The 23,462-nt window shown below is 43.7% G+C and carries 21 protein-coding genes; 12 read left to right on the forward strand and 9 right to left on the reverse strand.

The genetic code is table 11. The features are described 5' to 3' along the window. Positions 1 to 82: 82 nt before the first annotated feature. The gene (locus ACWPOD_RS03320) at positions 83 to 565 is read left to right on the forward strand and encodes a DUF1097 domain-containing protein (RefSeq protein WP_005395520.1); all 483 of its coding nucleotides are present in this window, start codon (positions 83 to 85) and stop codon (positions 563 to 565) included. A gap of 151 nt (positions 566 to 716) precedes the next feature. On the opposite strand, the gene ACWPOD_RS03325 is transcribed toward ACWPOD_RS03320, so the two are convergent. After that, a complete protein-coding gene (locus tag ACWPOD_RS03325) occupies positions 717 to 2,351 on the reverse strand; it encodes an ATP-dependent endonuclease (RefSeq protein WP_012842315.1) in 1,635 nt (544 codons plus the stop codon). A gap of 271 nt (positions 2,352 to 2,622) precedes the next feature. Here ACWPOD_RS03325 and ACWPOD_RS03330 point away from each other — a divergent pair, with 271 nt between their 5' ends. The 3 genes from ACWPOD_RS03330 (at position 2,623) to ACWPOD_RS03340 (ending at position 6,481) form a co-directional block, all read left to right on the forward strand. Beyond that, complete coding sequence (locus ACWPOD_RS03330; RefSeq protein ID WP_167427486.1) at positions 2,623 to 4,365, forward strand: bifunctional metallophosphatase/5'-nucleotidase; 1,743 nt, start codon at positions 2,623 to 2,625, stop codon at positions 4,363 to 4,365. Between the two features lie 626 nt (positions 4,366 to 4,991). After that, the gene (locus ACWPOD_RS03335; RefSeq protein ID WP_167427487.1) at positions 4,992 to 6,011 is read left to right on the forward strand and encodes a TerC family protein; all 1,020 of its coding nucleotides are present in this window, start codon (positions 4,992 to 4,994) and stop codon (positions 6,009 to 6,011) included. 278 nt (positions 6,012 to 6,289) lie between these two features. Then, complete coding sequence (locus ACWPOD_RS03340) at positions 6,290 to 6,481, forward strand: hypothetical protein (protein WP_005376351.1); 192 nt, start codon at positions 6,290 to 6,292, stop codon at positions 6,479 to 6,481. Between the two features lie 191 nt (positions 6,482 to 6,672). Here the strand turns inward: ACWPOD_RS03340 and ACWPOD_RS03345 are convergent, their stop codons facing one another. The 4 genes from ACWPOD_RS03345 to ACWPOD_RS03360 all read right to left on the reverse strand — a co-directional run bounded on the left by ACWPOD_RS03345 (position 6,673) and on the right by ACWPOD_RS03360 (position 11,538). Beyond that, positions 6,673 to 7,230: a PhnA domain-containing protein gene (locus tag ACWPOD_RS03345; protein WP_005395511.1), complete on the reverse strand. Its 558-nt coding sequence runs from the start codon at positions 7,228 to 7,230 to the stop codon at positions 6,673 to 6,675. Between the two features lie 289 nt (positions 7,231 to 7,519). Further along, a complete protein-coding gene (locus tag ACWPOD_RS03350) occupies positions 7,520 to 7,729 on the reverse strand; it encodes a YgdI/YgdR family lipoprotein (RefSeq protein WP_167427488.1) in 210 nt (69 codons plus the stop codon). A gap of 135 nt (positions 7,730 to 7,864) precedes the next feature. Then, entirely contained in the window at positions 7,865 to 10,273 is a 2,409-nt protein-coding gene (locus tag ACWPOD_RS03355; RefSeq protein ID WP_167427489.1) for a VolA/Pla-1 family phospholipase, read from the reverse strand. 20 nt (positions 10,274 to 10,293) lie between these two features. Continuing rightward, positions 10,294 to 11,538, reverse strand: a complete 1,245-nt coding sequence (locus tag ACWPOD_RS03360) for an outer membrane protein transport protein (protein ID WP_012842310.1) — start codon at positions 11,536 to 11,538, stop codon at positions 10,294 to 10,296. Between the two features lie 423 nt (positions 11,539 to 11,961). Between ACWPOD_RS03360 and ACWPOD_RS03365 the strand changes: the two genes are divergently transcribed. After that, positions 11,962 to 12,990, forward strand: a complete 1,029-nt coding sequence (locus ACWPOD_RS03365) for a site-2 protease family protein (RefSeq protein WP_456231665.1) — start codon at positions 11,962 to 11,964, stop codon at positions 12,988 to 12,990. Between the two features lie 73 nt (positions 12,991 to 13,063). Here ACWPOD_RS03365 and ACWPOD_RS03370 read toward each other — a convergent pair whose 3' ends face one another. Further along, positions 13,064 to 13,852 carry a M48 family metallopeptidase gene (locus ACWPOD_RS03370; protein WP_012842308.1) on the reverse strand — a complete coding sequence of 263 codons (789 nt, stop codon included), beginning with the start codon at positions 13,850 to 13,852 and terminating at the stop codon, positions 13,064 to 13,066. Between the two features lie 203 nt (positions 13,853 to 14,055). Between ACWPOD_RS03370 and ACWPOD_RS03375 the strand changes: the two genes are divergently transcribed. The 5 genes from ACWPOD_RS03375 to cutA all read left to right on the forward strand — a co-directional run bounded on the left by ACWPOD_RS03375 (position 14,056) and on the right by cutA (position 17,101). Continuing rightward, positions 14,056 to 14,490, forward strand: a complete 435-nt coding sequence (locus ACWPOD_RS03375) for a hotdog fold thioesterase (RefSeq protein WP_012842307.1) — start codon at positions 14,056 to 14,058, stop codon at positions 14,488 to 14,490. A gap of 6 nt (positions 14,491 to 14,496) precedes the next feature. After that, entirely contained in the window at positions 14,497 to 14,730 is a 234-nt protein-coding gene (locus ACWPOD_RS03380; RefSeq protein WP_005395503.1) for a DUF3389 domain-containing protein, read from the forward strand. A gap of 79 nt (positions 14,731 to 14,809) precedes the next feature. Continuing rightward, complete coding sequence (locus ACWPOD_RS03385) at positions 14,810 to 16,519, forward strand: SgrR family transcriptional regulator (protein ID WP_456231562.1); 1,710 nt, start codon at positions 14,810 to 14,812, stop codon at positions 16,517 to 16,519. After that, complete coding sequence (locus ACWPOD_RS03390) at positions 16,503 to 16,754, forward strand: hypothetical protein (protein ID WP_053349877.1); 252 nt, start codon at positions 16,503 to 16,505, stop codon at positions 16,752 to 16,754. The genes ACWPOD_RS03385 and ACWPOD_RS03390 overlap by 17 nt, the downstream gene beginning before the upstream one ends. A gap of 14 nt (positions 16,755 to 16,768) precedes the next feature. Further along, a complete protein-coding gene (gene cutA, locus ACWPOD_RS03395; RefSeq protein ID WP_395192543.1) occupies positions 16,769 to 17,101 on the forward strand; it encodes a divalent-cation tolerance protein CutA in 333 nt (110 codons plus the stop codon). Here cutA and ACWPOD_RS03400 read toward each other — a convergent pair. Further along, positions 17,063 to 17,659 (reverse strand): DUF2238 domain-containing protein, encoded by a 597-nt coding sequence (locus ACWPOD_RS03400; protein WP_456231563.1) that lies wholly within the window; start codon positions 17,657 to 17,659, stop codon positions 17,063 to 17,065. The genes cutA and ACWPOD_RS03400 overlap by 39 nt on opposite strands. A gap of 242 nt (positions 17,660 to 17,901) precedes the next feature. Here ACWPOD_RS03400 and ACWPOD_RS03405 point away from each other — a divergent pair, with 242 nt between their 5' ends. Further along, positions 17,902 to 18,741: an isopenicillin N synthase family dioxygenase gene (locus tag ACWPOD_RS03405; RefSeq protein WP_005376329.1), complete on the forward strand. Its 840-nt coding sequence runs from the start codon at positions 17,902 to 17,904 to the stop codon at positions 18,739 to 18,741. Between the two features lie 201 nt (positions 18,742 to 18,942). Then, on the forward strand, positions 18,943 to 19,563 hold the full coding sequence (locus tag ACWPOD_RS03410) for a DNA-J related domain-containing protein (protein ID WP_012842300.1): 621 nt from the start codon (positions 18,943 to 18,945) through the stop codon (positions 19,561 to 19,563). 82 nt (positions 19,564 to 19,645) lie between these two features. Here the strand turns inward: ACWPOD_RS03410 and ACWPOD_RS03415 are convergent, their stop codons facing one another. Then, positions 19,646 to 21,301 (reverse strand): P-loop domain-containing protein, encoded by a 1,656-nt coding sequence (locus ACWPOD_RS03415; protein WP_456231564.1) that lies wholly within the window; start codon positions 21,299 to 21,301, stop codon positions 19,646 to 19,648. 71 nt (positions 21,302 to 21,372) lie between these two features. Then, entirely contained in the window at positions 21,373 to 23,283 is a 1,911-nt protein-coding gene (locus ACWPOD_RS03420) for a bifunctional diguanylate cyclase/phosphodiesterase (RefSeq protein ID WP_456231565.1), read from the reverse strand. Between the last annotated feature and the right edge of the window lie 179 nt (positions 23,284 to 23,462).

The raw sequence follows: 23,462 nt of genomic DNA on the forward strand, positions 1-23,462 counted from the left end.
TAACATGTGTCCTTGATTTCAATGTATGAAGGCAGTTATTGAGCCATATGGGTACGATAATAGCCAAGCAGGTACGACTACCATGACGACACTTTTAGCTATCTCTATCACTACTGGAATTTTATCTGGCGTATGGGGTTGGATCGCCATTTCTTTAGGTTTGCTTTCTTGGGCTGGTTTTTTAGGTTGCACGAGCTACTTTGCTGCGCCAACTAGTGGATTGAAAGGACTTGGTATCAGCTTAATCACTAATATGACGGGTGTATTCTGGGCAATGGTAATTATCCACGGTTCAACTTACGTTGGTTTGGAAATTATCGGTTATGTGATTACCGCTATTGTGGCATTTTTCATGTGTATTCAAGCGAAACAGGCTTGGCTCGCGTACATTCCAGGCACTTTTATTGGTTCCTGCGCAACATTTGCCGCTGATGGAAACTGGCAACTTGTCATTCCATCTTTGCTGCTAGGTGGTGTGTTTGGTTATCTAATGAAAGCGACTGGACTTTGGTTGCATACGAAATCAAGCACTACTTCTTCTACGCTTGCTGAGCAAGCACAGTAGTGAACCCCCGATCTTATTTGTATCCACTGTGTATTGAGTTTTATCCCTCTCAATACCGTTAATCAAAATTAATGATGTTTGATACAAGCACACCAATTTGGTGTGCTTTTTTTGTATTACAAGGCAAGGTGTGAGTGTGAAATACTCTAACTCATGTATTGCCGTTTGCCATGGTGACAACGCGCTTAAGTGTCCAACGCAGAAGTACAGGAATGCATTCCATACCTCTCTCTTCACAGTGAGATACAATGGCCAAAGCTAAGTCCGGTTTTGCATGCTTTTTCAAAACACGGTTGACGACTTTTTTAGCTGGGATAGGGTGATCATGAGGAACTTTGATGATGTCCTTAAAGAAAAGTTCAAACCCATGATTATATAGAAAATGTTCGATATCTCGATCAGGTAACTCTGTAAGTCTATGCCTTTCCTGATCATGATCGAGTTGCGCTCTCACGGCATGCGCGTACTTTTTACCTGCCGGGTCACCATCGGTAACAACATGCCAGTCGATACCGAACTCTTTTGCCACTTTGATCAGTGACTTTAGTCCTGACTGTGCAAATTCAACGATTTGAACTCCTTCCGCAGCTAAATCATATCCGCATTGACGAGCCAATTCATGAAATAACCAAACTTCAGTTTCGCCTTCTACGAGCAACCAACACCGCGCAAACAACGCCCCTGAGCGATGAAAACGAATGTGGAAACCAATTCGGCGTAACTCATCTCTACCAAACTTGGCAGAGTTTAAGCTCTTGGCAATGGTTCGGTCTGACAAGCGAATCAAACGTCGGATTGAATAAAGTGGAACCGAGCCAAGTAACGTACCGCTGTTGGTAGTTAAAATCTTTTGCATTGGCAACAACTGCAATAATGACCACGCTCTAGCGAGATGAGTCGGATGTAGTCGGCCTTCCGGGTCTTCGATGATCAGTATCGGTCTTGCGCAGCGTCTTAAATCGGTAGGGCCTTTTGCTTGAAGGTAAGCATTGAGAAGCCCCATTAAAAGCAAGCGGCTTTGTTTGTCATTTGTTTCCTTAAGGAATTGACTTAATCCTTTATCAGAGGAAGGGCTCGTATAAAAAAGACCATCACGAGGTTTTCGTGGGTTACCTTTGCTGACGCTGCGGAACGCAAAATAGTGTTCGACAAGTGTTTGCATTGAATCGAGACTACTGCGAATCTCACCCTTGTTTACGTGCCCAGGCATCGCCAATAGCCGTCGGCAGGTGTTGTTGATTCGTTTTTCAATCCGAGCATTTTTGCTGTCGCCGTTGACGTGGTTTAAATCTGGGAAGCGTCGGGAGTCTCGTAGGCGGATAACAGGGTGAAGAGTCATCAACTCTACAGCGAGTTTCTCAGAGTGGTGCAGTTTCTTCGGCTTGCCGTTATGATCCAAAAACGCGTATTCAGTTTTAATATCATACTCGTCGCGAGACGCACTAATTCGATAGTAAATGACCTGCTCACCATCCTCGTTTGTGCACCATGCAGGTTTTATCCGTCGATAACGCCCAGCTTTTACTTCGTTCTTGTCTTGTGCTTTAAAGCAAACAATGATCTGCAAGTGTTGGGTTTGTGGATGAGAAATTGAGTAATCAACGTGAAAATCTTTTAGTTCGAATTGATATAATGAGCCATTAGCAGGTAGCGCGATAGAAAGGGCATCGAGCAATGATGATTTGCCCCACGTGTTCTCACCGATGAGCGTAGTGAGTTCGTCAAAAGAGAGTGAAAGGCGTTTGATGCCTCTAAACCCGGAGATTTCGATGCGTTCTAGTCTCATCTCAATCCTCCTTGCAATTATTTGAATTATAGAGAGTTATTTTGCTACTCCTAAGCATATATTAATTCGAAATATTGGAGTTAAGCTCAGTTCACAAAATTACGAGAGCCCCTTACTGAATAGAGACCGCAACAAGCGACGCTTGCTTTCAAAAGTAGTGTAGATAGCATCGTGATCACTTAAACATGAAATCAAAAAATCACAGTTTCATAAAATTCATGATTCTGTCATGATTCACTTCTTATTATTATAAGGAATGAAAAGAGAGAAGATGAAGATGAATAACAATCATAAGCCAGTGAGAATCAAACTGGCACACATCAATGACACACATTCCTACTTTGAGCCAACGTCATTACAGTTAAAGCTTAAGATCAACAAAGAACTCACGCTAGAGCCATACGTGAGTGCTGGCGGGTTTTCTCGCATCGCAACCCGAGTAGAGCAGCTACGAGACGACGCGCAACGTCAAGGGCATGGGATGTTATTTCTCCATGCTGGAGACTGTTTCCAAGGCACACTTTATTTCTCATTATTTAAAGGTAAAGCCAACGCCGATTTGTTGAATGCGTTAAAGATTGATGCGATGGCGTTAGGCAACCATGAATTGGATATGGGTAATGAACCTGTTGCCTTATTCTGTCAACGCACTCAGTTTCCATTGCTTGCTGGTAACTGGGATCTATCAAATGAATCGCTTCAAAAGCCTCACCGAGTCAGTGATAGCAACAATGTGTATAGCTATCAAACGGAGACCCAAAGCGCACAATACATCGTCAAAGAGTTTCATGGTGAGCAGGTTGCGATTTTCGGATTATCCATTGATAAAATGAGCGATATCGCGAACCCAGATGCAGATACGCCATTTAAGTCTGCAATTGAAACCGCTAAGGCGACCGTAAAACAAATTCACTACTCTGGTATTAAAAATATCATTCTTCTGAGCCACTTAGGTTATGAAGGCGATTTAGAGTTGGCTGAACAAGTTGAGGGGATTGGTATTATTGTTGGTGGACATAGCCACCGACTGCAAGGCGATTTCTCATCAATAGGTTTAGGGCAAGATGACCCTTATGGTGTCAAAGTAAAAGATACCTACGTTGTGCAAGCGGGCTTTCATGCTTTGACCATGGGGCACTGCGTCATTGAATTTGATGAAAACGGCAAAGCAACCATGCTGAGTGGTCAAAATGAACTGTTACTTGGCCGACGTATTTTTTGGGACTCGACACTAAATCAACAGCTTGACCAAGGCGTATTCGAAACCGCGTGTGACTTTATCCATGGTCAACCTAATGTGGTGGTCTGTAAGAAACACCCGGAGACTCAAGCAATCCTAAGTGATAAATACATCCCTCGGGTAAGGCAGTTACAGTCACAAGTCATTGCCAGTATTGACACCAAAAAGCGTCATGTGCGAATCCCAGATGAGTTTGGTGAGAGCGAGCTGGCTTCTTCTGTTGCTCGTTCATTTTTGTACAGCCTAAATAAACGCGGGCATGAGGTTCAATTTGCGATTCATAATGCGGGTGGCGTGCGAACATCATTGAATCCTGGCAACATCACAGTGGCAGATATTGCCGGACGATTGTTGCCTTTTGCCGTTCCGATCGGCTTTTACGACGTAAAAGGCAGTGCTATTCGCCGAGCACTTGAAGGCGCCATAAACAATGCACTCAACAATGATGTGGAAGGTACTGGCTCTGGCAGTTATCCATACACTTACAATTTAAACTTTGAGTACCGAGCTGATGCCCCTAAAGGTGAAAGAATTCAGTCATTAGCAATTTTTGATGGTCAACAATGGGTCGACGTTCAAGACGACACCTGGTATCGAGGCACTTCCTCCGCTTATACCATGAAAGGGAAAGAAGGTTACGATGCGCTACTGGAGATGAAAGGCGAGGGGCGTGTAACCAACTTATCCATGGCAGACTGTTTTATTGAACTTCTGACCGATGAGCCAAACTGCTTGAATCAAAGTCACAAACTTTATACACAGCAACACAGGTAGTAGATATTGGTATCGATTTTGCTGTCTTTCAATTGCTACATGCGATGATGAGGGTGGCAGTATGTGGAATAAAGATTGGACAGATACGGCAGTGGTGGTTGCTTGGGTCGCAATTTGGTCAACGTTAGTTTACTTTGTACCTTTGAGCGGTTTTTGAATTGCTAATAACACGGAAGTTAGGAAAGGAGCAGTTATGCTCCTTTTTTGTGTCTATGTTCTCAGAGACATCGCTCTGACTCTTAAATGTATCACCTTGAGTCACTTGCTGATCTTTACATCTAATAACAAAAGTTCACGCGGTTGAACCAATTCCTTTGTTTTTATATTTCTTTCTGATTTTTAATAAGAATTTTATTTCGATTGGACAAAGTTTTTTTGTTGGAAAGCGTTACATTCGGCGTTATTATTGCGGCGTTTGGGGAGTAGTTAGCGCAAGTTTACTTATCGTCATCTCGTTAAGCATCAGCTTATCCGGTAAGTAAAGGTGTTGCGTGATTCATCCACGCCGACACTTCAACGAGACCAACGCATTCATTGACTGGCAGCACATGATTACTATGTGACTGCTTGTTGTTATTGTCTGCGGAAGGTCACCAAACTCATGCCCTTCCGCCATGGGAGGAAGCATGTCTCTTATCGAAAGTACCACCCAATTGAGCCAATCGGCACCACTTCAAGAGTCATTAGCGATGTATGGCGCTTTTGGTCTTTTTACGCTTGTTCTTGTTGCGCTTGATATCTATCAAACGCGTGGTGGCGTAATAACGATGAAAAAAGCCATCCTTTGGAGTGTTTTTTGGTTCTTACTTGCCTTTGTTTTTGCAGGTTCTATCTATTTATTCTGGGACTTTTACGCACCGCACAGCACTTATACGAACGATAAAGCAACGGTTTCATTCTTAACAGGCTACTTACTAGAGAAGTCGCTAAGCGTGGATAACTTGTTTGTGTTTGCCATCATCTTTGCACAATACAGTGTGCCGGAGCATTTGCGTCCGCGAGCGCTGCTTTGGGGCGTGATTGGTGCGTTAGTTCTACGGGCTATCATGATTGCGGTTGGTGCTCAGTTACTTGCGCAGTACCACTGGGTATTGTACCTCTTTGCCGCATTCCTTATTTGGACAGGTATTAAGCTTGCTCGCGACAAAGGTGAAGCAGAAGAGGTTAACCCATATCCTGAGCAGTTTATTCGCAAAATATTGCCAGTTACGGATGATTACCAAGGAAATCACTTAATCTTAAAGCAAGCTGGTAAGTGGGTGGCAACACCAATGCTGATCGTAGTCGGTGTAATTGCAGTGATGGATGTAATGTTTGCACTGGATTCTATACCTGCCATATTCGCGGTAACACGAGACCCATTTTTAGTCTTAGCCGCGAACGTGTTTGCACTGTTGGGTTTGCGATCTTTGTACTTTGTTCTGCAAGCGATGTTAGACAAGTTTGTGTACTTAAAACCAGCATTATCGGTGATCATGATGTTTATCGGTGTAAAGATGTTATTGGTGGGAACAGAGTATGAGATTCCGACAACGTGGTCACTCACATTCTTAATCGTTGTGATGACATCAGCGGTTGTGGCATCGCTCCTCAAAAATAAGTCGAACCGTCGCTCTAGCGTTAAAATTACTAATCAAAAAATATAAGTAAAGCGCTAAAAATAAAATAAACAACGAAACTTAATGTTAAAAATATGTTGTAATTTGAGGTAAGCTTATGCAGGTAACGTTAAGTTATTCAACATAATTAAACAGTTTCTGACTATTTATGCTGTTATTATTCATTTGTATTTTTGATATTTGTAATGGGATTGTTTTATTAGATAATCTAATTCGAATGGGTAAAATTTGTCATTTCTTAAACAATAAGAAACTGACTAATATACAACCAACAAAACAGACTACTGCTTTAAAGAGAGGCAATCATGGCACAAGCAATGCAAATGACAAATGTAGCTTTACCAACCTCTATGGATAAGAAAACCTACGCGGTTAACTTCAAAGGACTGATTGCTCACTTACTAGACATTCTATTCGTAGATAATACTGCACCACGCAGTTACTATGCGGAAGATTTGTCAGCTCACATTCAAAAAGATATCGGTATGTACCGTTAATCTTGAAATAATGAATGAAAATACCGGCCTATAAGCCGGTATTTTTTTAGCTGCTCAAACGCGAATAACGGAGCTAGAACTCTATACGGAGTCAATACCGGAGTAGAGGAGCTTATTCCAAATTGGTGTTCATTAGAAATGAAAACGGGGCACTAATAGTGCCCCGTTTTGACTTGTAGAGTAATGCGATATTACTTCTTACGGCAGTATTCTGCGATCACGTACATTGACTGACCGCCATTTGCCTTGCCCGAAACTAGTTTCGGATCATCACCAAGGCTGATACCACGGATCACTGTGCCTTGTTTGATTACTTGGTTAGTGCCTTTAACTGGTAGGTCTTTGATTACCGTTACATCGTCACCTTTCTTAAGTTCAGTGCCGTTGCAATCCAGCGTTTTGTCATCATCAGACATACCCTTCATCGCCCAGTTCATTTGCTCTTCTTCCATGTACATCATGTCAAGAGCATCTTGAGCCCAGCTTTCAGAGTTTAGGCGAGTGAGTTGGCGCCATGCTGTCACTTGTACTGCAGGAACCTGGCTCCACATGCTTTCGTTTAGACAACGCCAATGGTTAATGTCTTTTGGCTCATCGATCTCACCCAGACACTTATCACAAACCATGATAGCAGTATCAACGGTCACGTTACCGTGAGGTGGGACAGCGTATGCTGTTAGTTGAGATTCAGAAGAACACAGTTCACATTTTGACTCGCAGCGCGCAAGCAGAGTAGCTTCAATAGACATAAGGACTCACCTTAGTAATGTTATTTTGTGGCGGTATTATCCACTTTATCCTGAGAAATAAAAGGGTGTTAGCGAATTAAAGCCGAGATTTTACAATATTCCAACCTGATTAGGGTAAAGATGTAAAATATTCGATAAACAAATAATACCTGTATATAAGAAAATGCATTGATTGTTTTGAATGATGAATTGGTTGCTTCATTTCTTGAGGAAGTTAGAGGTTCGTTGGGAGTATTAACTGCGCTCAGAAGTATGGGGAGAGCCCTCTAAATACATAGAGGGCATGTTGCTAGCGTTCAATAATCTGCACAATTTGATCTTTTGAAATGCTCATTTCTTTCCCATCCACGTCTTCATACTCGTACATACCCGTTTCTTCGTTAAGGTCTGGTTTTCCGTAAGAAGTAATAATTTTCCCTTCATTTGTCGACATAAGATATTGGCTACTTCCGCATGCAGCAAGAAGTAAAGCAGTGGCCATTATAGTGAATATGCGCATAGAGTTTTCCTTTCAAACAAGTAAGTTAGGTACGACACCGATTTAACTATAGCAAAGGATATACGGGACGGTTTTTTATGATAGAGAACGAAAAAGCCCAGTCGAAACTGGGCTTTGGTAAGAGAGGTGATACGATTACTTCAGAACGGAAGTATTAGTCACACCCGTTAAAGTGTCATCCATTAAGAAGTCTGTGTTTTCCATTTGCATCTCAACGTGATGGTCAATATCAGAAAGTGTGCCATTTGGAGAAACAAACGTAATGTGCGATGCAGTAGCGTTATATTGCACAAAGCTTGCCATTGGAGACACGGCTGTATTAGCACTGTTTACGGTCGTTAAACCTAGTTTAGCTGCTAGAGGCTCAGTCCCGGCAAACGGTGCATTTGGAACGCTGTTTGGTACATTGCCATCGCCATCAACCTCGGTCATCAGGAATGGTGTTGTTAGTGAACCAGAAGCAACTAAATCTGACGCGTTTGTGAACGGGTCTACGGTATCTAGCGTGGTTTGTGCCGCGTAGATAAACTGGGAGAAGCCAGCTTCTAGTGTTGCTAACTGAGTTTCTGTTGCTGCGGCCTCAAAAGCTTCGTAACACGTTTTATCTTCCAATTGTGTACATGACGCATCTGCATAACTCGCGTAGTCTGCAGACGCAGCATATGCTAAGTTATGCCTGATCTGAGCGCCATAGGCTTCTGAACCTAGTAACAAATTGCCGATTTGGCCACCAGAGTTCTGTACAGAAGCAGAGCTAAATGTGTAAAGTGCATCTGCGTTGGGGCTACCTAGCGTGTTATTTGCTGCTGCCACGGCAGATGTAGCCACAATACCGCCAAGTGAATGACCTAACATTTTGACTTTAGAACCCGTCATTGGGTTAAAGCCTTGCAGAGGCCCTTCTGCCAACAGACCACCTTGCGCCGATACCACTAAGCTCGCGCGTAAACCCAATACATCCAGTACACTTTGGCGTAGGTTATCACGAGCGATTGCCAAGTTAGAAAGATTTAGATACGCCAAGATATTAGAATTAGCTGAACGTTGCTCATCTAAGCTACGTGTGCCGTGAATAGGTAAGTCGATAGCAATAACAGCCACACCTGCTTTCACCATATTAAACGCGAAGGCATATGAATCCTCTTTTGCAGAAGTGATGCCGTGTTGATAAATCACAACGTCGGTCGCGACACCAGATTTAGGTGTGAAGACAAGTACTTCGACATCTTCTACCGATTTAACGACTGGAACTGGGGAGTAGCGAGTCACAATACGTTCACTGTCGAGTTGGGTACCATCGCTTAATGTGAGTTTAGCACCCACCAGTTTTAGCTGCTCTGTAGGATCGGTTGCAAGCTTTGTCACGTCAACAGGGTTATTTGCGAAAACGCCGGTTGATAGCTGCTGGACCATGTTCGCTTGCTCGTTCGGATCCGCCAGTGCTGTACTTAGCTTCGCTAGGCTTGGCATCGCAGATACCATTGGCTGCATGTTCCAGTTTGCCCCTTTTTCTAGATAATGAGGCAGTCTGACCACACCTTGAGTCACATTTACATCGGCACCTGACTTCGAATAAAGGCCTTTAATTGCCGTTTTTGCCGCGTCTAGGTCACTAACGTACTTACTAAAGTCATCGTCAGAGTCTAGCGCAGTGCTAAAGTCTTGGGTTGCACCAAGTGTCATTGTGTAGGCTGTTGATAAATCTACTGAACCTTCGTTCGCATCGTTTTTGTAAACGGCGTTTAGTGTATTTGCACCCGTTGAGAAACCGGTTGCGGTTACACCTTTAACCGCCGCCAAAGTGTCACCTACAGACTGAGTGCTGAACCAGGAGGAGTAAACGATGTCGTCAGGGTTAACTTGAGCTAGACCAAAAATGCCTTCCACCGCTTGTGTCACCGCTTGAATAGAAGCAAGAGCACCAGTTTCATAAACGATTTCTTTCGATTTACCTGTCGCGTAACTGGCTGATGTACCGATTGGCTCACCATTCACGTCCGTAACATCTTGTGTTACTGCAAAAATGTACTCGCTTGACTCATCAAGCGCATCCATGAACTGGATATATAGAGAGTTGCCTTTTGCTTGAACAACGTAGTCTTGGTTCTGAACGAGAACTTCTTCGATTGGGTTAGACTTACCATCCCACTCGGTCAAACGTTGATTAATCTTGATGACTTTAATACCAGACGGCAGCATACCCGTTGCAAAACCATCGCCTTTAAAGTTCAGAACGATTGGCATAGACGTTGACCATCCATCCATCGTATTCATCGAGGCTCTAGGGTTGGTTAAGGCATCATCACCGTCAGTTGGCAGACCAAGCGTGCCATCTGTTGTGTCCATTAATAAGTAAGAGGGCGCAGGTACATCCGCATTCGCCCCTTGAAGCGTAAAGCTGATAGATGTTTCACGGTCGAGCAGTGCTTGGACTTCATCTTCAAATTGAACTTTGTCGGAAGTACCAGAGCTTGATGTATTATCACCACAACCAGCAAGAAGGATTGCAGAACAAAGCATTGATAATTTAAACGTGTGTTTCATTGGTTTACTCCGTAATCCCATTATTTGAAGGTGTAGTTCATCTGTACCGCGCTGATGTAAGCAGTACCTTCAGAGTCGAACTTGATCTCTTCATCCTGAGCATTTGTCTCGGTGAAAGAGCCTGATTTACTCTTAACAAGTGCAAAGCCTGCATCGAAAGTTAAATTCTCATTCATTGCGTAAGTTAGGCCCGCGCTGTACCAAAAACGGTCACTGTCAGGGATGCTCAATGTGGCTTCACCTGCTTGTTCGTCGTATGCAAAGCCCGCACGGAATGTCCAATCCGCATTGAGGGTGTAAGTGGCACCAATAGAATAACGATTGTTGTCTTCGTATTTCTCTGGTTTGTAGAAACATTGACCAGCAGTTCCATCATTACATTGAGGACTCGTCGCTTTCAGTTCTTTAAATGTGCTCCAATCGGTCTGTTGCCAGCCGTAATGTACTGCCCATTGTTCATTCAGTTGATGGAAAGCCGATAATTCGATAATTGAAGGGAGAGAGATTTTTAAACGGCCATCCACTTTTGGTGATGGAGCTCGGCCTGAGTCGTAACTACTAAACTCACCGTCGTCAAAATCTAGATCAACTTTAGAACGGTAACCAAAGCCAAAACGGTTGTTTTCATTTAGCTCGTACAAAGCGCCAATATTCCAACCCCAAGCAAAAGTTTCGCCTTCCATGCCGACAAGGTTATCGGACTTATTACCACCTAAAATACGGGCGAGTGCGCCTTTGTGACGAGTCAGCTCCGCTTCCGCGTACACTAGGTTGATACCGCCACCGACACTGAAAGACTCGTTAATACGGTAAGCGACATTAGGATTAATGTTTACTGAAAGTAGGGAAGTGTCACCCGCCATGTCACCCGCAGAAATATCATCTGGATAATCAGTAGCAACACCGTATGTTGTGAACATACCGATCCCCCAAGCCCAGTTATCGTTGATAGGGCTGATGTAATAACCCGCTGGCACGACTTGTAAAGGGGCAACATCTTTCGCATGTTCTTTGTTAACCGTGTCATACACATCGACTTCAGGATCGATGATAGATAACGCGCCCGAGAATTGAGCTTCTTTGAAAAGCGTCATCGCTGCTGGGTTTCGTGCAAGAACGCTGGCATTGTCTGCGACCGCTCCTTCACCTGAAAATGCTCGACCAAGACCAGATGCTGAATGCTCAGCTACCTGGAAGCCCGCTGAATGGGCATTACACGCAAACAATATTGAAATTGTAAGCAGAGAGCAGTGCTTCTTGTTCATCCTTGACCCTCCTAGGGTGTCATAGTGTTGGACCGAAGTCCTTGTAATTGTTGTGTGATACTTACACCAGTTGTTAATACGTGAAATACAACCGTGATGTAAATGTAATGTTAATTGTATGTTTAATAACTTGTCAAAGTTTGAGCGTATTTTGCGTTTTAAATATGATGCATAGGTCAAACGGTGATTCGTAAGGGCATGTATTATCGTTATATTTTTTAAGAGAATGGTACGACCAGAATTGTTTTACGGGCTTTATGGTTAAATGGCATTCAAACCAAGAGATAGCGGGCTTTGCCGTTTCTGTACTTAGCAGGCATAATTCGCGCCTCGCTTTGTTGTTATTCAATAGACGCAATAGGAATCGTGTTGGAATTACTGAATGTTGAATTTTTAGGTCGTTCGTTAAGGCTCGAAGGATCGATGGCTGGTTGGCAGCAGTTATATTGGGATAACACCTTGGTGTCCCAAATAGATGCCAGTGATAATGTTGCAGACACTTGTCTTCACCAGTTTAGACTCTCTGCAGGGGAGGAAGTCCTGGTATGCGATTTGGAGTGTTCATTAACATGGCAACCGTTTGAATTGAGTTACAAGGTCACAATTAACGATGAGCTTATTAGCGAAGGTTGCCGAAATGAAAAAGACATCGAACGCCAAGTACCAGAAGTTGAGCCGTCAACGGAAAAGCGTTTAAGTGTGATAGGGCTAGTATCGCTTGGAATGAAAGCACTCAAGAGTGCGAAAGTAATCAAAGTGGCGCTAGCATCTGCAAGTCTTGCTGCATATTCTTGGCTATTTTCTATCGAGTTCGCGTTAGCTTTGATCGCCTGTTTAGTTTTCCATGAGTATGGCCATATTAGAGCGATGAAGTACTTTGGAATGAAGACCAAGGGCATCTATTTGATTCCATTTCTTGGCGGTTTAGCGCTGAGTGATGAAAAGATCAACACACGCTGGCAAGATGTGGTTATCTCGATTGTGGGACCATTTTTTGGTTTAGTTCTTAGCATCGCGTTTACTTTGCTTTATTGGATGACTGGAGAGGTGCTCTTCGCTGGCCTAGCAGTGTTTAACGCGTTACTAAACCTGTTTAATCTGTTGCCTATTCTGCCACTAGATGGTGGTCATGTACTCAAAAGCATTACCTTCTCGATGAACACTTGGGTTGGATTAGTCGGCAGTATAGCTGCTGCCTTGTTGGGTATTTTTATCAGCTATTCTTTCGGGCTGACGTTGCTAGGGTTTTTATTGTTAATGGGGATGCTAGAAGTGGTCATGGAATGGAGAGGTCGACATCATAGTCATTTATTGCCGTTAACCCGTTACGGACAACTCTTCTCACTTGCTTGGTACTTGGTTTCTGTCGGTGGTTTTGTCGCTATCATTTGGTATTTTGCTACCCTTGGAGATAGCCTGTTGAGCTTGCCACTACAGATACTGGGTACTTAAACTATTCCTTATACCCATTAAAAAAGCTCCCTAGGGAGCTTTTTTGCGAAAAATAGACACTGGTAGCAGAAGTTTAGCCACATTTTGGCGCTTTCGCGTTATACGCAGGCAACTTATTTATGGTTGCTTGTAAATCTTTAATACGCGTACTGTGCGATGGGTGAGTTGAGAAGAATTCAGGCGGTTGAGAACCGCCGGATGCAGCACTCATATTTTTCCATAAATCGACACTTTGACGTGGGTCGAAGCCTGCTTTTGCCATAAACTCAAGCCCGACAATATCAGCCTCGGATTCCTGTGTACGACCGTATGGCAAAATAACACCGTATTGGACACCGACACCAAGTGCCGCCATCGTCATTTGCTGATACTGTTTGTACTCGGAAGCTCCTATAGCAACGTTTGCCAGAGACAATCCCGCATTTGCTAACTGGCTTTGTGAAAGGCGTTCATTACTGTGGTCAGCAAGGACGTGAGCCACTTCGTGACCAATGACTGTTGCCAACTGATCTTGGTTTTTCGCGACACCTAAAAGCCCGGTGTAAACGCCGATCTTCCCACCAGGTAGAGCAAACGCATTGACTTGTTCACTATCAAAAACAACCACCTCCCAATCTTTAAACCCAGCTTGCGCAGGGATGGTGTCAGTGATGTGTTTGGCAACGCATTGTACGTAGGCATTCGTTTTGCGATCTTTGCTGATTGGGATATCTTTCTTCATTTGTTCGAAAGATTTGGCGCCAAGCGATGACATTTCTTGATCTGAAAACATCAGGATCTGGTTACGGCCAGTCGGTGATGCGCTACATGCCGTTAAGCCCGCGATAGTTAAAAGAGCAGAGGCTTTCATCCATACCTTCATAATAGGCTCCATCTAAATTATTTTTGTTTTGAAGCAATAGTATATACCCAAATAGTAACACGATGCATGGATCAAATTATTCATCAACTGGCAAGGAGGCCAAGATGTTACACCTTGAAGTTAGACCTAAGTAAAGTCTATGCTAGCTCTCTAATAAATCGTTACAATCCGACAAACCAGTTTGTGAAATTAAGAGTAAAACAATGAGTATATGGAAAAAGCCCGTTAGCATAGAGATTCTGAATGCTACGTCAAAAAATACCCTGATCGAGCACCTACAAATTGAATACACAGATTTCACGGATGACTCCCTTACAGCAACCATGCCTGTATGTAGTTTTACTCATCAACCTTTAGGAATGCTTCATGGTGGCGCTTCTGTTGTGCTCGCAGAAACATTAGGCTCTTTAGCTGCAAATTTCTCTGTCGATGAGGGGAGTTACTGTGTCGGTTTGGATATCAACGCGAACCATGTACGTGCAATGCGAAGTGGTCATGTGATTGGTACGGCAAAACCCGTACACCTTGGCGTTTCAACACAAGTGTGGCAAATCGACATAACTGATGAACGAGGCCGATTAGTGTGTACCAGTCGCTTAACTATCGCAGTGAAGCAACATAAAACGAAGTCGGTATAAAGCAAGATGGTGATTGAGTTTTCATTAGGAAAAATCATTGCTACCCAGCGTGAAATCGTGATTAAGCTCTCCGGCAGTGCAATGGTGACCTTACAAGCGCAAACCGATTCTATCCAGTTACTGGGTAGAGGAGCGAACGTTGTTTTATCTCATGGTGCAGAGTGTAAATGGTCTATCAAGCTGGATAATGAGGAACAACTGGCCGATCTTGCACGAGAAATTGGCATCGATATTCAATAATTTACTGCGTGACGTTTGCACTTTTTGATAAAAATGAGGAAACTTAGCTTATCAACAATAAGATAAGAATTTCCTCTTTATGAGTAGCCCTCGTTTACGTGTTCAGTTCGAAACACTGTTTGAAAAATTCGCCGGTCACGATACGGACGTTCAGCTAGAAGACATTACCGAAGCGCTGTTTTGTACACGTCGCAATGCCCGTATTGTTCTCAATAAATTAGAAGAGGAGGACTGGATTGAATGGCATCCAGCGGCGGGTCGAGGAAAACTCTCAAAACTCGTTTTCAAACGTAACCGTAGCGATGTCAGTGAAAACCTCGCCAGACGTTATCTCGACGAAGGGAAAATTGGCCAGGCTCTAGATGCGCTTGATAACGACGCGGCTCGATTAACGCAGGTTATTCAGGGTTATTTAGGGCTTCAGCATCGGCAGGGCGAACAGGTGGTACGTTTGCCATATTACCGACCATTGGCGATGTTAAACCCACAGAAACCGATGCGGCGTTCTGAGCAACACATCGCCAGACAAATTTTTAGCGGGCTAACTCGCCTTGATGAAAATGAACAACTTCAGCCAGATTTAGCCCACACATGGGAAGCCATTTCTGATACGCACTGGCGTTTTTATCTTCGTCGTGGGGTGCGTTTTCATAATGGTGAACCCTTATCAACCAGTTGTGTACTTGAAAGTGTGCTTGCACTAAGTAGCCTGAACCTGTTTTCTCATATAAAAAAGGTATCTTCACCACAGGAATGGACCGTTGATATTGAGCTCGTCCGTCCTGATCGCTACCTGCCTTTGGCGCTGAGTGAGTCGCAAGCAAAAATTTTGCTACCAAGCGCTTTGCGTTCAGAAAACTTCGATAGACAACCGATTGGGACAGGGCCGTTCCAAGTTAAAATGAATGATGATAAGCGTCTCATTTTGACTGCTTTTGATGGCTACTTTGGCTTTCGCCCCTTGCTGGACCAAGTTGAGGTGTGGGTAATTGATGAAGCGTACTCTTCAATGGTCTATCCAAGCTTGTCTAAGCCAAAGATGGATAAACAAGGTTCATCTGATGAGGTCGAGCTTGATCCTGGCTGTACATTTCTATTACTAAACAAAAACACCGGGATTGCAAAAGACCCACGCTGGGCAGAATTTCTATCACAAACTCTCAACAGTCACCAGATTTATGCTCATGTTCCTCAGGATAAAGTGATGGAACTGGGAGTATTGCAAGCCTTTGGCCTTAAGCCAGGTTGGATTGATCTTAGGCCAGCAGAGGCGGGCAGCGTGCCGCAGGCTGATAAGGTGATTTCCGTAGCGTATCAGAAAAAGCATCCGATGTTTCCAGTAGTTGCCAAGGCCATCAAGACACTCTTAAAACCGCACGGTATAGAGGTCGAGTTTATTCGTTATGATTCTCAACCGCCCGCACCGGAGGAAGTGGATATTTGGGTGAAAGCCATGGGCATTGCAACGAATCGAAATGACGCGTTGGCTGGCTGGCTTCTGGATTACAGTGATATTGAGAAATTCAGTTCTGGTTACGATTTTAGCGAATGGGCGAAGCTCGTTGATCAGTGGCGTGCTGGTGTTTATCCAGACTTCCCTGCACGTGAGCTAGGACGTCAGTTGGTAAAAAGTTGTCAGGTGATTCCGATGTTTCACTGCTGGTTGGGTGTCAATAAAGACCACAGCGGTGCCTTACAAAATGCAAAGTGTAATGCCTTAGGTTGGTTTGACTTTAATAACGTATGGGTAAAACCTGATATAGAAAATAATCATGGCGAAACCGAATAAGAAACAGCCGACGAAAACCGTCGATATCTATTGCTCAAAGTGTAAAACTCAACTATTCAAGTACCGTAAAGGCGGAAAAGGCGCACTGGTCAAATGCTTCAAAGAGCGCATTGTTGACGATTTCACACAAACCCCATGCATCTGTCCCAGTTGCGGGCAAGAGTTTGCAAGAGATACCCTAGTGAGAGGAACGCCCGCTTACAAAATGATTGGCGGCAAAGTGACAATGAAATAATGAAGGGCTAGAAAATGAGTATAAAACATGACTACTGCATGGTGTTAAGCACAACCAGCAACGAAAAAAATCGAGATCAGATCATTAAAGGTTTGCTAGGTGCCCAATTAGCCGCGTGTATTCAAACGATGCCTATTGAAAGTCACTATGTGTGGAAAGGGGAGATTTGTACTGACAACGAATGGTTGCTGGTGATCAAAACTCGCCGAGAGCTCTATGAATTGGTGGAAGAGAAAATAGAAAACCTGCACGAATATGAAGTAGCACAGATCGTACAGGTTCCAATTGTTGATGGGTTTAACCCTTATTTAGAGTGGCTGAGAGAATCGACGCTGAGCCGACATTAAAAACAGCGACAACGCTGCCCCAACGGTGTCGCACAACATATATTTCTGGGCGTCCCATATGTCACCTTGCGAGCCCAGAAAGGCGATTCCTTCATCGCCGCCAGCCAATTCTGCATACCACCACTCGATAATCTCATAGCCTGCTGCAAGCGACATGATCGCAAACAAAGCAAACCAGCAAGAGAACGTTTTGTTGAACTTATTCTTGTGTATCAAGTATTCAGCTATCGGATACGCATAAAGGCCAATCGAAAAGTGCGCAACGCGATCAAAGTTGTTTCTATCTGAACCAATCATGTCGTTAAACCAGTCAAATGGTACTTCGGAAAACGTATATTTCGCTCCGATAGTGTGCAAACAGAGCCAGATGAACATTAAAAAGTAAGCCGTATTACTGAATTGATAGCGAATCGAGATTGCCCAAATAGCAACAAGAATACCAATTGCTGGGATAATCTCCGCAAACCAAACGGCACGTGAGTTAGGTTCTAACGCAGAAAATAAAAACACGATGGCATAAAAAATCGTCAATCCTAAGAGTGTCGAGGTACTTTTCATAGAGTTACTTGATCCTTCAATTTATCTTACAGTGGGACTCCATAGACTTGGGTAATGATTACACTTAATTGAACGGTGTGCAATTGTTATTTTGATGGTGTTTTTGATCACTGAAAATGTTGATTTATTGCCAAACTGCTCAACATTAAAACGTTTGCGCGTGCACCTTTCATTAAAGTTTGATTTACAACATGGCCATCCATAGAATCCGTGATTCAGTCTAATAAAAAAGAAGTAAAGCCATGAAACTGGAAACTGTCGATTATCTTGCTGACGATGCTGCTCAACAGTTCGTTACCTCTCTGCGCGAAACAGGGTTCGGTGTGTTGAAAAACCACCCGATTCCACAAGAGCTTGTAGAGTCAATTTACAAAAACTGGCATGAGTTTTTCTGTTCAGATCAAAAGAATGATTTTCACTTTAACGTAGACACCCAAGATGGCTACTTTCCACCTTCTGTGTCTGAAGTAGCGAAAGGGCACAAAGTGAAAGACATCAAAGAGTACTTTCATGTTTACCCTTGGGGTCAGATCCCAGAGCAACTTAAAGCTGAAATCTTAGAGTACTATGAGCGGGCGAATGCATTTGCTCAGGAGCTATTAGGCTGGGTTGAAGCGTACGCACCTAAAGACGTTCAAGAGAAGTTTTCTATCGCGTTGTCAGAAATGATCAATAACAGCGACAAAACATTACTACGCGTTCTTCACTACCCGCCAATGACAGGGGAAGAGGAGCCAGGCGCTATACGTGCTGCCGCGCATGAAGACATTAACCTGCTAACGGTTCTGCCAGCCGCTAATGAGCCTGGACTGCAAGTAAAGAGCAAAGAAGGTGATTGGATTGATGTACCCTGTGACTTTGGTAACTTAATTATCAACATTGGTGATATGCTTCAAGAAGCGTCGGGCGGTTACTTTCCTTCAACGACTCACCGTGTAATCAACCCAACGGGTGGCCGTCAAGAAAAGTCGCGTATTTCATTGCCGTTGTTCTTGCATCCAAAGCCAGAAGTGGTTTTGTCAGAGCGCTACACCGCACATAGCTACCTTATGGAACGTTTACGTGAACTAGGGGTTATTTAACCTTTACGTGATCTCCTTACAAAGGCCGATGGTTGATGACTATCGGCCTTTTGTTGTTTATGGTACAAAATGATACCCACGCTTCATTCGGTGCCACAGAAATTAGGCCTGAAACACGCGTCAGCAAGCATTTTTACCAGTACAGATGAGCAGCTTTCTCTGAGATTAGTGTGATGCTTCAATATTAAACAGAGAGGATGAATGGAAGGACAACGCACGGTCAGTAGTATTGAGACTCACGCAATAGAAAACCCGTTGCTTTGGCCAATGCTAGAAATTCTTAGAAAGCAGCCTTCCGATTGGAAAGTTCACACCTTAGCAAGCAAGTTGAGTGAACAGGGCTACATTTCGAAATTGGATGATTCTCCTGATAAGGATTTATTCAAACGAAATTTCTTAATCATGAACGCGCTATACCAACTGCAAGAAACGCTTTACCCAGATGCCTGGCTGCAAGTTGAAGCGATGAATATCCAGCTGATGTCTTCGTTAGAAGCTTCGAGGCATATCGTTGATATTAACGACCCTTTACGTGAATATTATCTGGATTGGCGCAACTACGAAGCGGACGAAGATGAAGTGCGTCGATTGTTGAATGAATTTTGGACCACTTATCAAAAATTCATTGGTGGTTCGTCTACAGTCAGTGTGGATAAAACAAAAGCACTCTCACTGTTTGAGCTTAACCCTGATGCAACACCCGCAGAAATTAGAAAGCAGTGGCGAAAACTCGCGCTTCGTTGGCACCCAGATAGAGAGAATGGTGATGCAGAAAGGTTTAGAATTCTTTGTGAAGCGTGGAATGTACTGAGAAACGAATGATTCGGTATGAATAAAGATAAAGGAAGGCAGCTAACTATTAGCTGCCTTTTTTCATTGGATTGTCTCAATCAGCGTATCAAAACTAGCATGAAGGCTTAAACTGAGATTTTCTCATGCGATTAAGCGCAGCCATTACGTCTAGTGTACGTGGTTTGGCTAAGTCCCCTTGCTTAGGAAGCGATGCATGCCACTCACCAGACAGCATTTCTTCAATTTCTTTCGCTGGATGATTACACCAGCCTGGAAGCTGAGCGATTTGGAACCATAACCAGCCAATCGTGTTGACTTCATCAGCGGACTCAATCTGTTCCAAAGCGCTAAGGTCAGTAAACTCTTTGCCAAATCGAAGTGACTCTTTGCCTTTCGCATTCACACGGAATTTACCGTCAGTGAGAATATTCATCAAAGCAACGCGATTCAGGGCGCGAGGCAGGAAGGTTTGTAAACGTTCTTCCGATTCGTTATGACGTTGAGTAGGGTGCTGAGCGATCACTTCTTTCGCTTTTTCTGTCACATCAACCGCTTGGTAGTCGTGCATCTGAATGACTGTGTCGGCAACGTCTAAGTAGTCGCCTGAACCACCCATAACGATAATGGTAGAGATATCGAGATCATCTCGCAATTGACCAATGCGATCGACAAGAGGGGTAATTGGTTCATCACCTTTTGCCACCAATGCCTGCATACGTTCATCTCGAATCATGAAGTTCGTCGCAGAGGTGTCTTCATCAATCAATAACGTGCTCGCACCCGCTTCAATAGACTCTTGAAGCCAAGCGGCTTGTGATGTTGAGCCTGATGCATCTTGAGTCGAAAAGTCCCCTGTATCTTTACCCATTGGCAAATGGTTGATGTAATTCGACAGGTTCAAATGATGCACGCATCGACCATCTTCGGCGCGGATCTTCATTGCCTTGTCATCAGCTACGATGTATTCACGACCATCTCCTGGAATATGATCGTAAATCGAACGCTCAATAGCATTCAGTAAGGTAGATTTACCGTGGAAACCGCCACCTACGATAAGTGTAATGCCCTTTGGAATCCCTAATCCCGTGACATGGCCTTTGTTTGGCGCATGTAAAGTCACTTGCAACGATTCAGGGGCTTTGAATTCAACCGCCTCTTTCATTGGGAGATCACAGTTACCGGCAATTCGAGGGAGAATGCTGCCATTTGCGACAAACGCAACTAGGTTATTGGCTTCCAACTGTGCACGCAGGGCATCTTGGTCTTCAACAACTTGGCAATGCTCAATCAATGCTGCTTTGTCGAGTTCACGTTCTAAGGTCGCTCGACGGATAAACTTAGGCAAATGGAAAGTCAGTATGTTGTTGGCTTTTTTCCCCAACACTGAACGACCTTCAGCAGGCAAGTTAACTCGAAAACGCAGTTCAATACCTTCCTCGGTAAACAATACTGCGGTGCTATCCAACACAGTTTGGCCATTCAATGAAATGGATACGGAGTTTTCTTGTTTAGCAAACAGCTCAAAACTGCGCGCAATAAAATCACGTGCTGCTCGTTGAAAAGCAGGGGACTCGTCTTTTAACCATTCCAGACCAGTCAAGGACCAGGCGCGAGTTGCACGAAAACGTGACGCGGAAGCATACGGATCTCCTTGTACGTGATCGATGAACAAAGTGAAATCAGTGAAGTCGTATTGACCTTTGATTTGCTGATAAGCGCGGTAGTTCTGCTTTTCAATTTTCTTAAGCGTGGCAGTCAACTGATCCATGAAGATATTGGCCTTTTAATAGAAGCGGGCGGCGATTATAGAAACCACCGCCACCTTAGTAAAGAGAATGCTTAGGAAGAGTAGGCGTATTGTCCGCCTGAAAGACGCTGATTAAACAAACTTTGCTCAAATTCATTACAAGGCATCGGTTTACCATAGAGAAAGCCTTGCCCAATATCACAACCCTCACCAATAAGAAACTGCTCTTGTTGGGGTGATTCAATGCCCTCAATAACCACTTGGAGGTCCAGTTTTTTAGCTATGTGTATGATAGAGCAAATGATCGCACGATCATCGTCCGACTTTTCCATTTGCTGGACAAAGCTCTTATCAATCTTTATGGCATCAAATGGGTATTTCTTCAAATAGCTGAAAGAGGCGTACCCTGTACCAAAGTCATCAAGTGACAATGTCACACCTAGTTCATGCAATTTGTTTAGCGTTGTGCGTGCTACTATTTCATCGGCAATTAAAGCGCTCTCGGTCACCTCGAGTTCGAGAAAATGTGCTGGTAAATGGAAGGATTCGAGTAGGTGTTGCACTTGCTCCGCAAAGTTCACGTTTTGTAATTGAATTGGAGAGACGTTAACGGCAATTTTGAAATTATCAATTAACTCCGACCACTGTTTAGCTTTGTCTATCGCGGTACGAAGAACAAAAGAGCCAACTTCAAAAATAAGTCCGTTTTGTTCAGCCATATGTATTAATGCTTCGTTAGAGACGTCTCCCAGTATTGGGTGTCTCCAGCGCAGCAATGCTTCTGCGCCAATCCATTTGTGGGTATGGGGATGAACTTTGGGCTGAAAGTTCAGCATCAGGTCGTCATTTCTTACCGCTTGCAATAAGTAGCTTTCTAATTGATTGTGGTTGTTTAGCTCATTCGAATGACTTTCACAAAAATAACTATACGCTTCGCCAGACTCTTTACACAGCAGCATGGCATAGCATGCATTTTGAAGAAGTTGTTTGGCATTGCTGGTTTGGTGGGCTTGTACAACACCAATATAAGAGTTGAGGTGAACCTCTGTGTCTTTTATATAAAAGCTTCCTAAGCCAATATTGGTGATATCATCCAGTAGCTTACGCAATTTCATATCAATATCGTTGCCCCAAATGAGTAATACAAGGTCATTCGAGCTCGGCCTCCCGGTAACAAAATAACTCGATTCTCGTTTACCAAGGCGATACCGAAATTCCTTTAATATCTCGTCAAAGGCCTCAAAGCCATACCGGGTTTGGATACTGCGAGCATTACTAAAGCCAATGTTTATCACGAGCAGTGATTGCTGGCTATGATCCAACGTTCCGAGCGTTTCTCCGACAACACTTTCCAGTGCTGCGCGGTTTAAGAATCCGGTTCCCTGATCGTGTGTTTTTTGGTAGCTCACTTGTTTTTCTGCGGCCTTACGACGATCAATCTCTTTTGTTAGGGAGTAACTCAACTGCGCTAAGTCCGTAGTACGGTTCTCAACTCGATTTTTGAGTTCATTATTAAGACGCTGGAGCTTGTGTTGCTGATACACGACGGAGAGCTGCGCTTCGATTGAGTCTTTGAAAGTTCCGAGCAATTGGCGGTAAGTGTCGCTGTATTCATTCTTCTTGGAATCAAGCATGCAGATGGTTCCAAACGTCTCTCCGTTTGGCCAGAATAACGGTAAACCACAATAAGATATCATGCCTAGTTTGATGTCAGGGTTGTTGCACCATTCTTCATCCTCGAGCGCATTAGGAACCATGAGTTCGCTCTTATGCTCAATGACATGCTCACAATACAAACCGTTCCCGAGTAGTTCAGCATCGCCGGTACGATAGGGGTTACCTTGAGTTTCACTGGATGTGTTGACTTCAATACGATCTGGATGGATACGCATGATTAATGTGGTGGGTACGTGCGTTATTTGAGCCAGTAAGTTGACGATTTCCTGCCAACTTTTTTGCATAGACTCAGGGATTTCATAATCTAATGTTTGCAATCTCCCCATATAGGTCATCCTTTACGTGGTTTCACTTCCTGTGAATTTAAAATGTAGACTGCTCTATCTTGTTCTCGGTTTTTAATTAAGTATAGGGTGGCTGGGGCTTGAAACAAAAAAAAGTCCTGAAAAGGGTTCAGGACTAGGAATAGTTATCACATATCTCATACTTGAAACAGATAACAAGC

The sequence above is a fragment of the Vibrio sp. JZG120 genome (assembly GCF_053890955.1).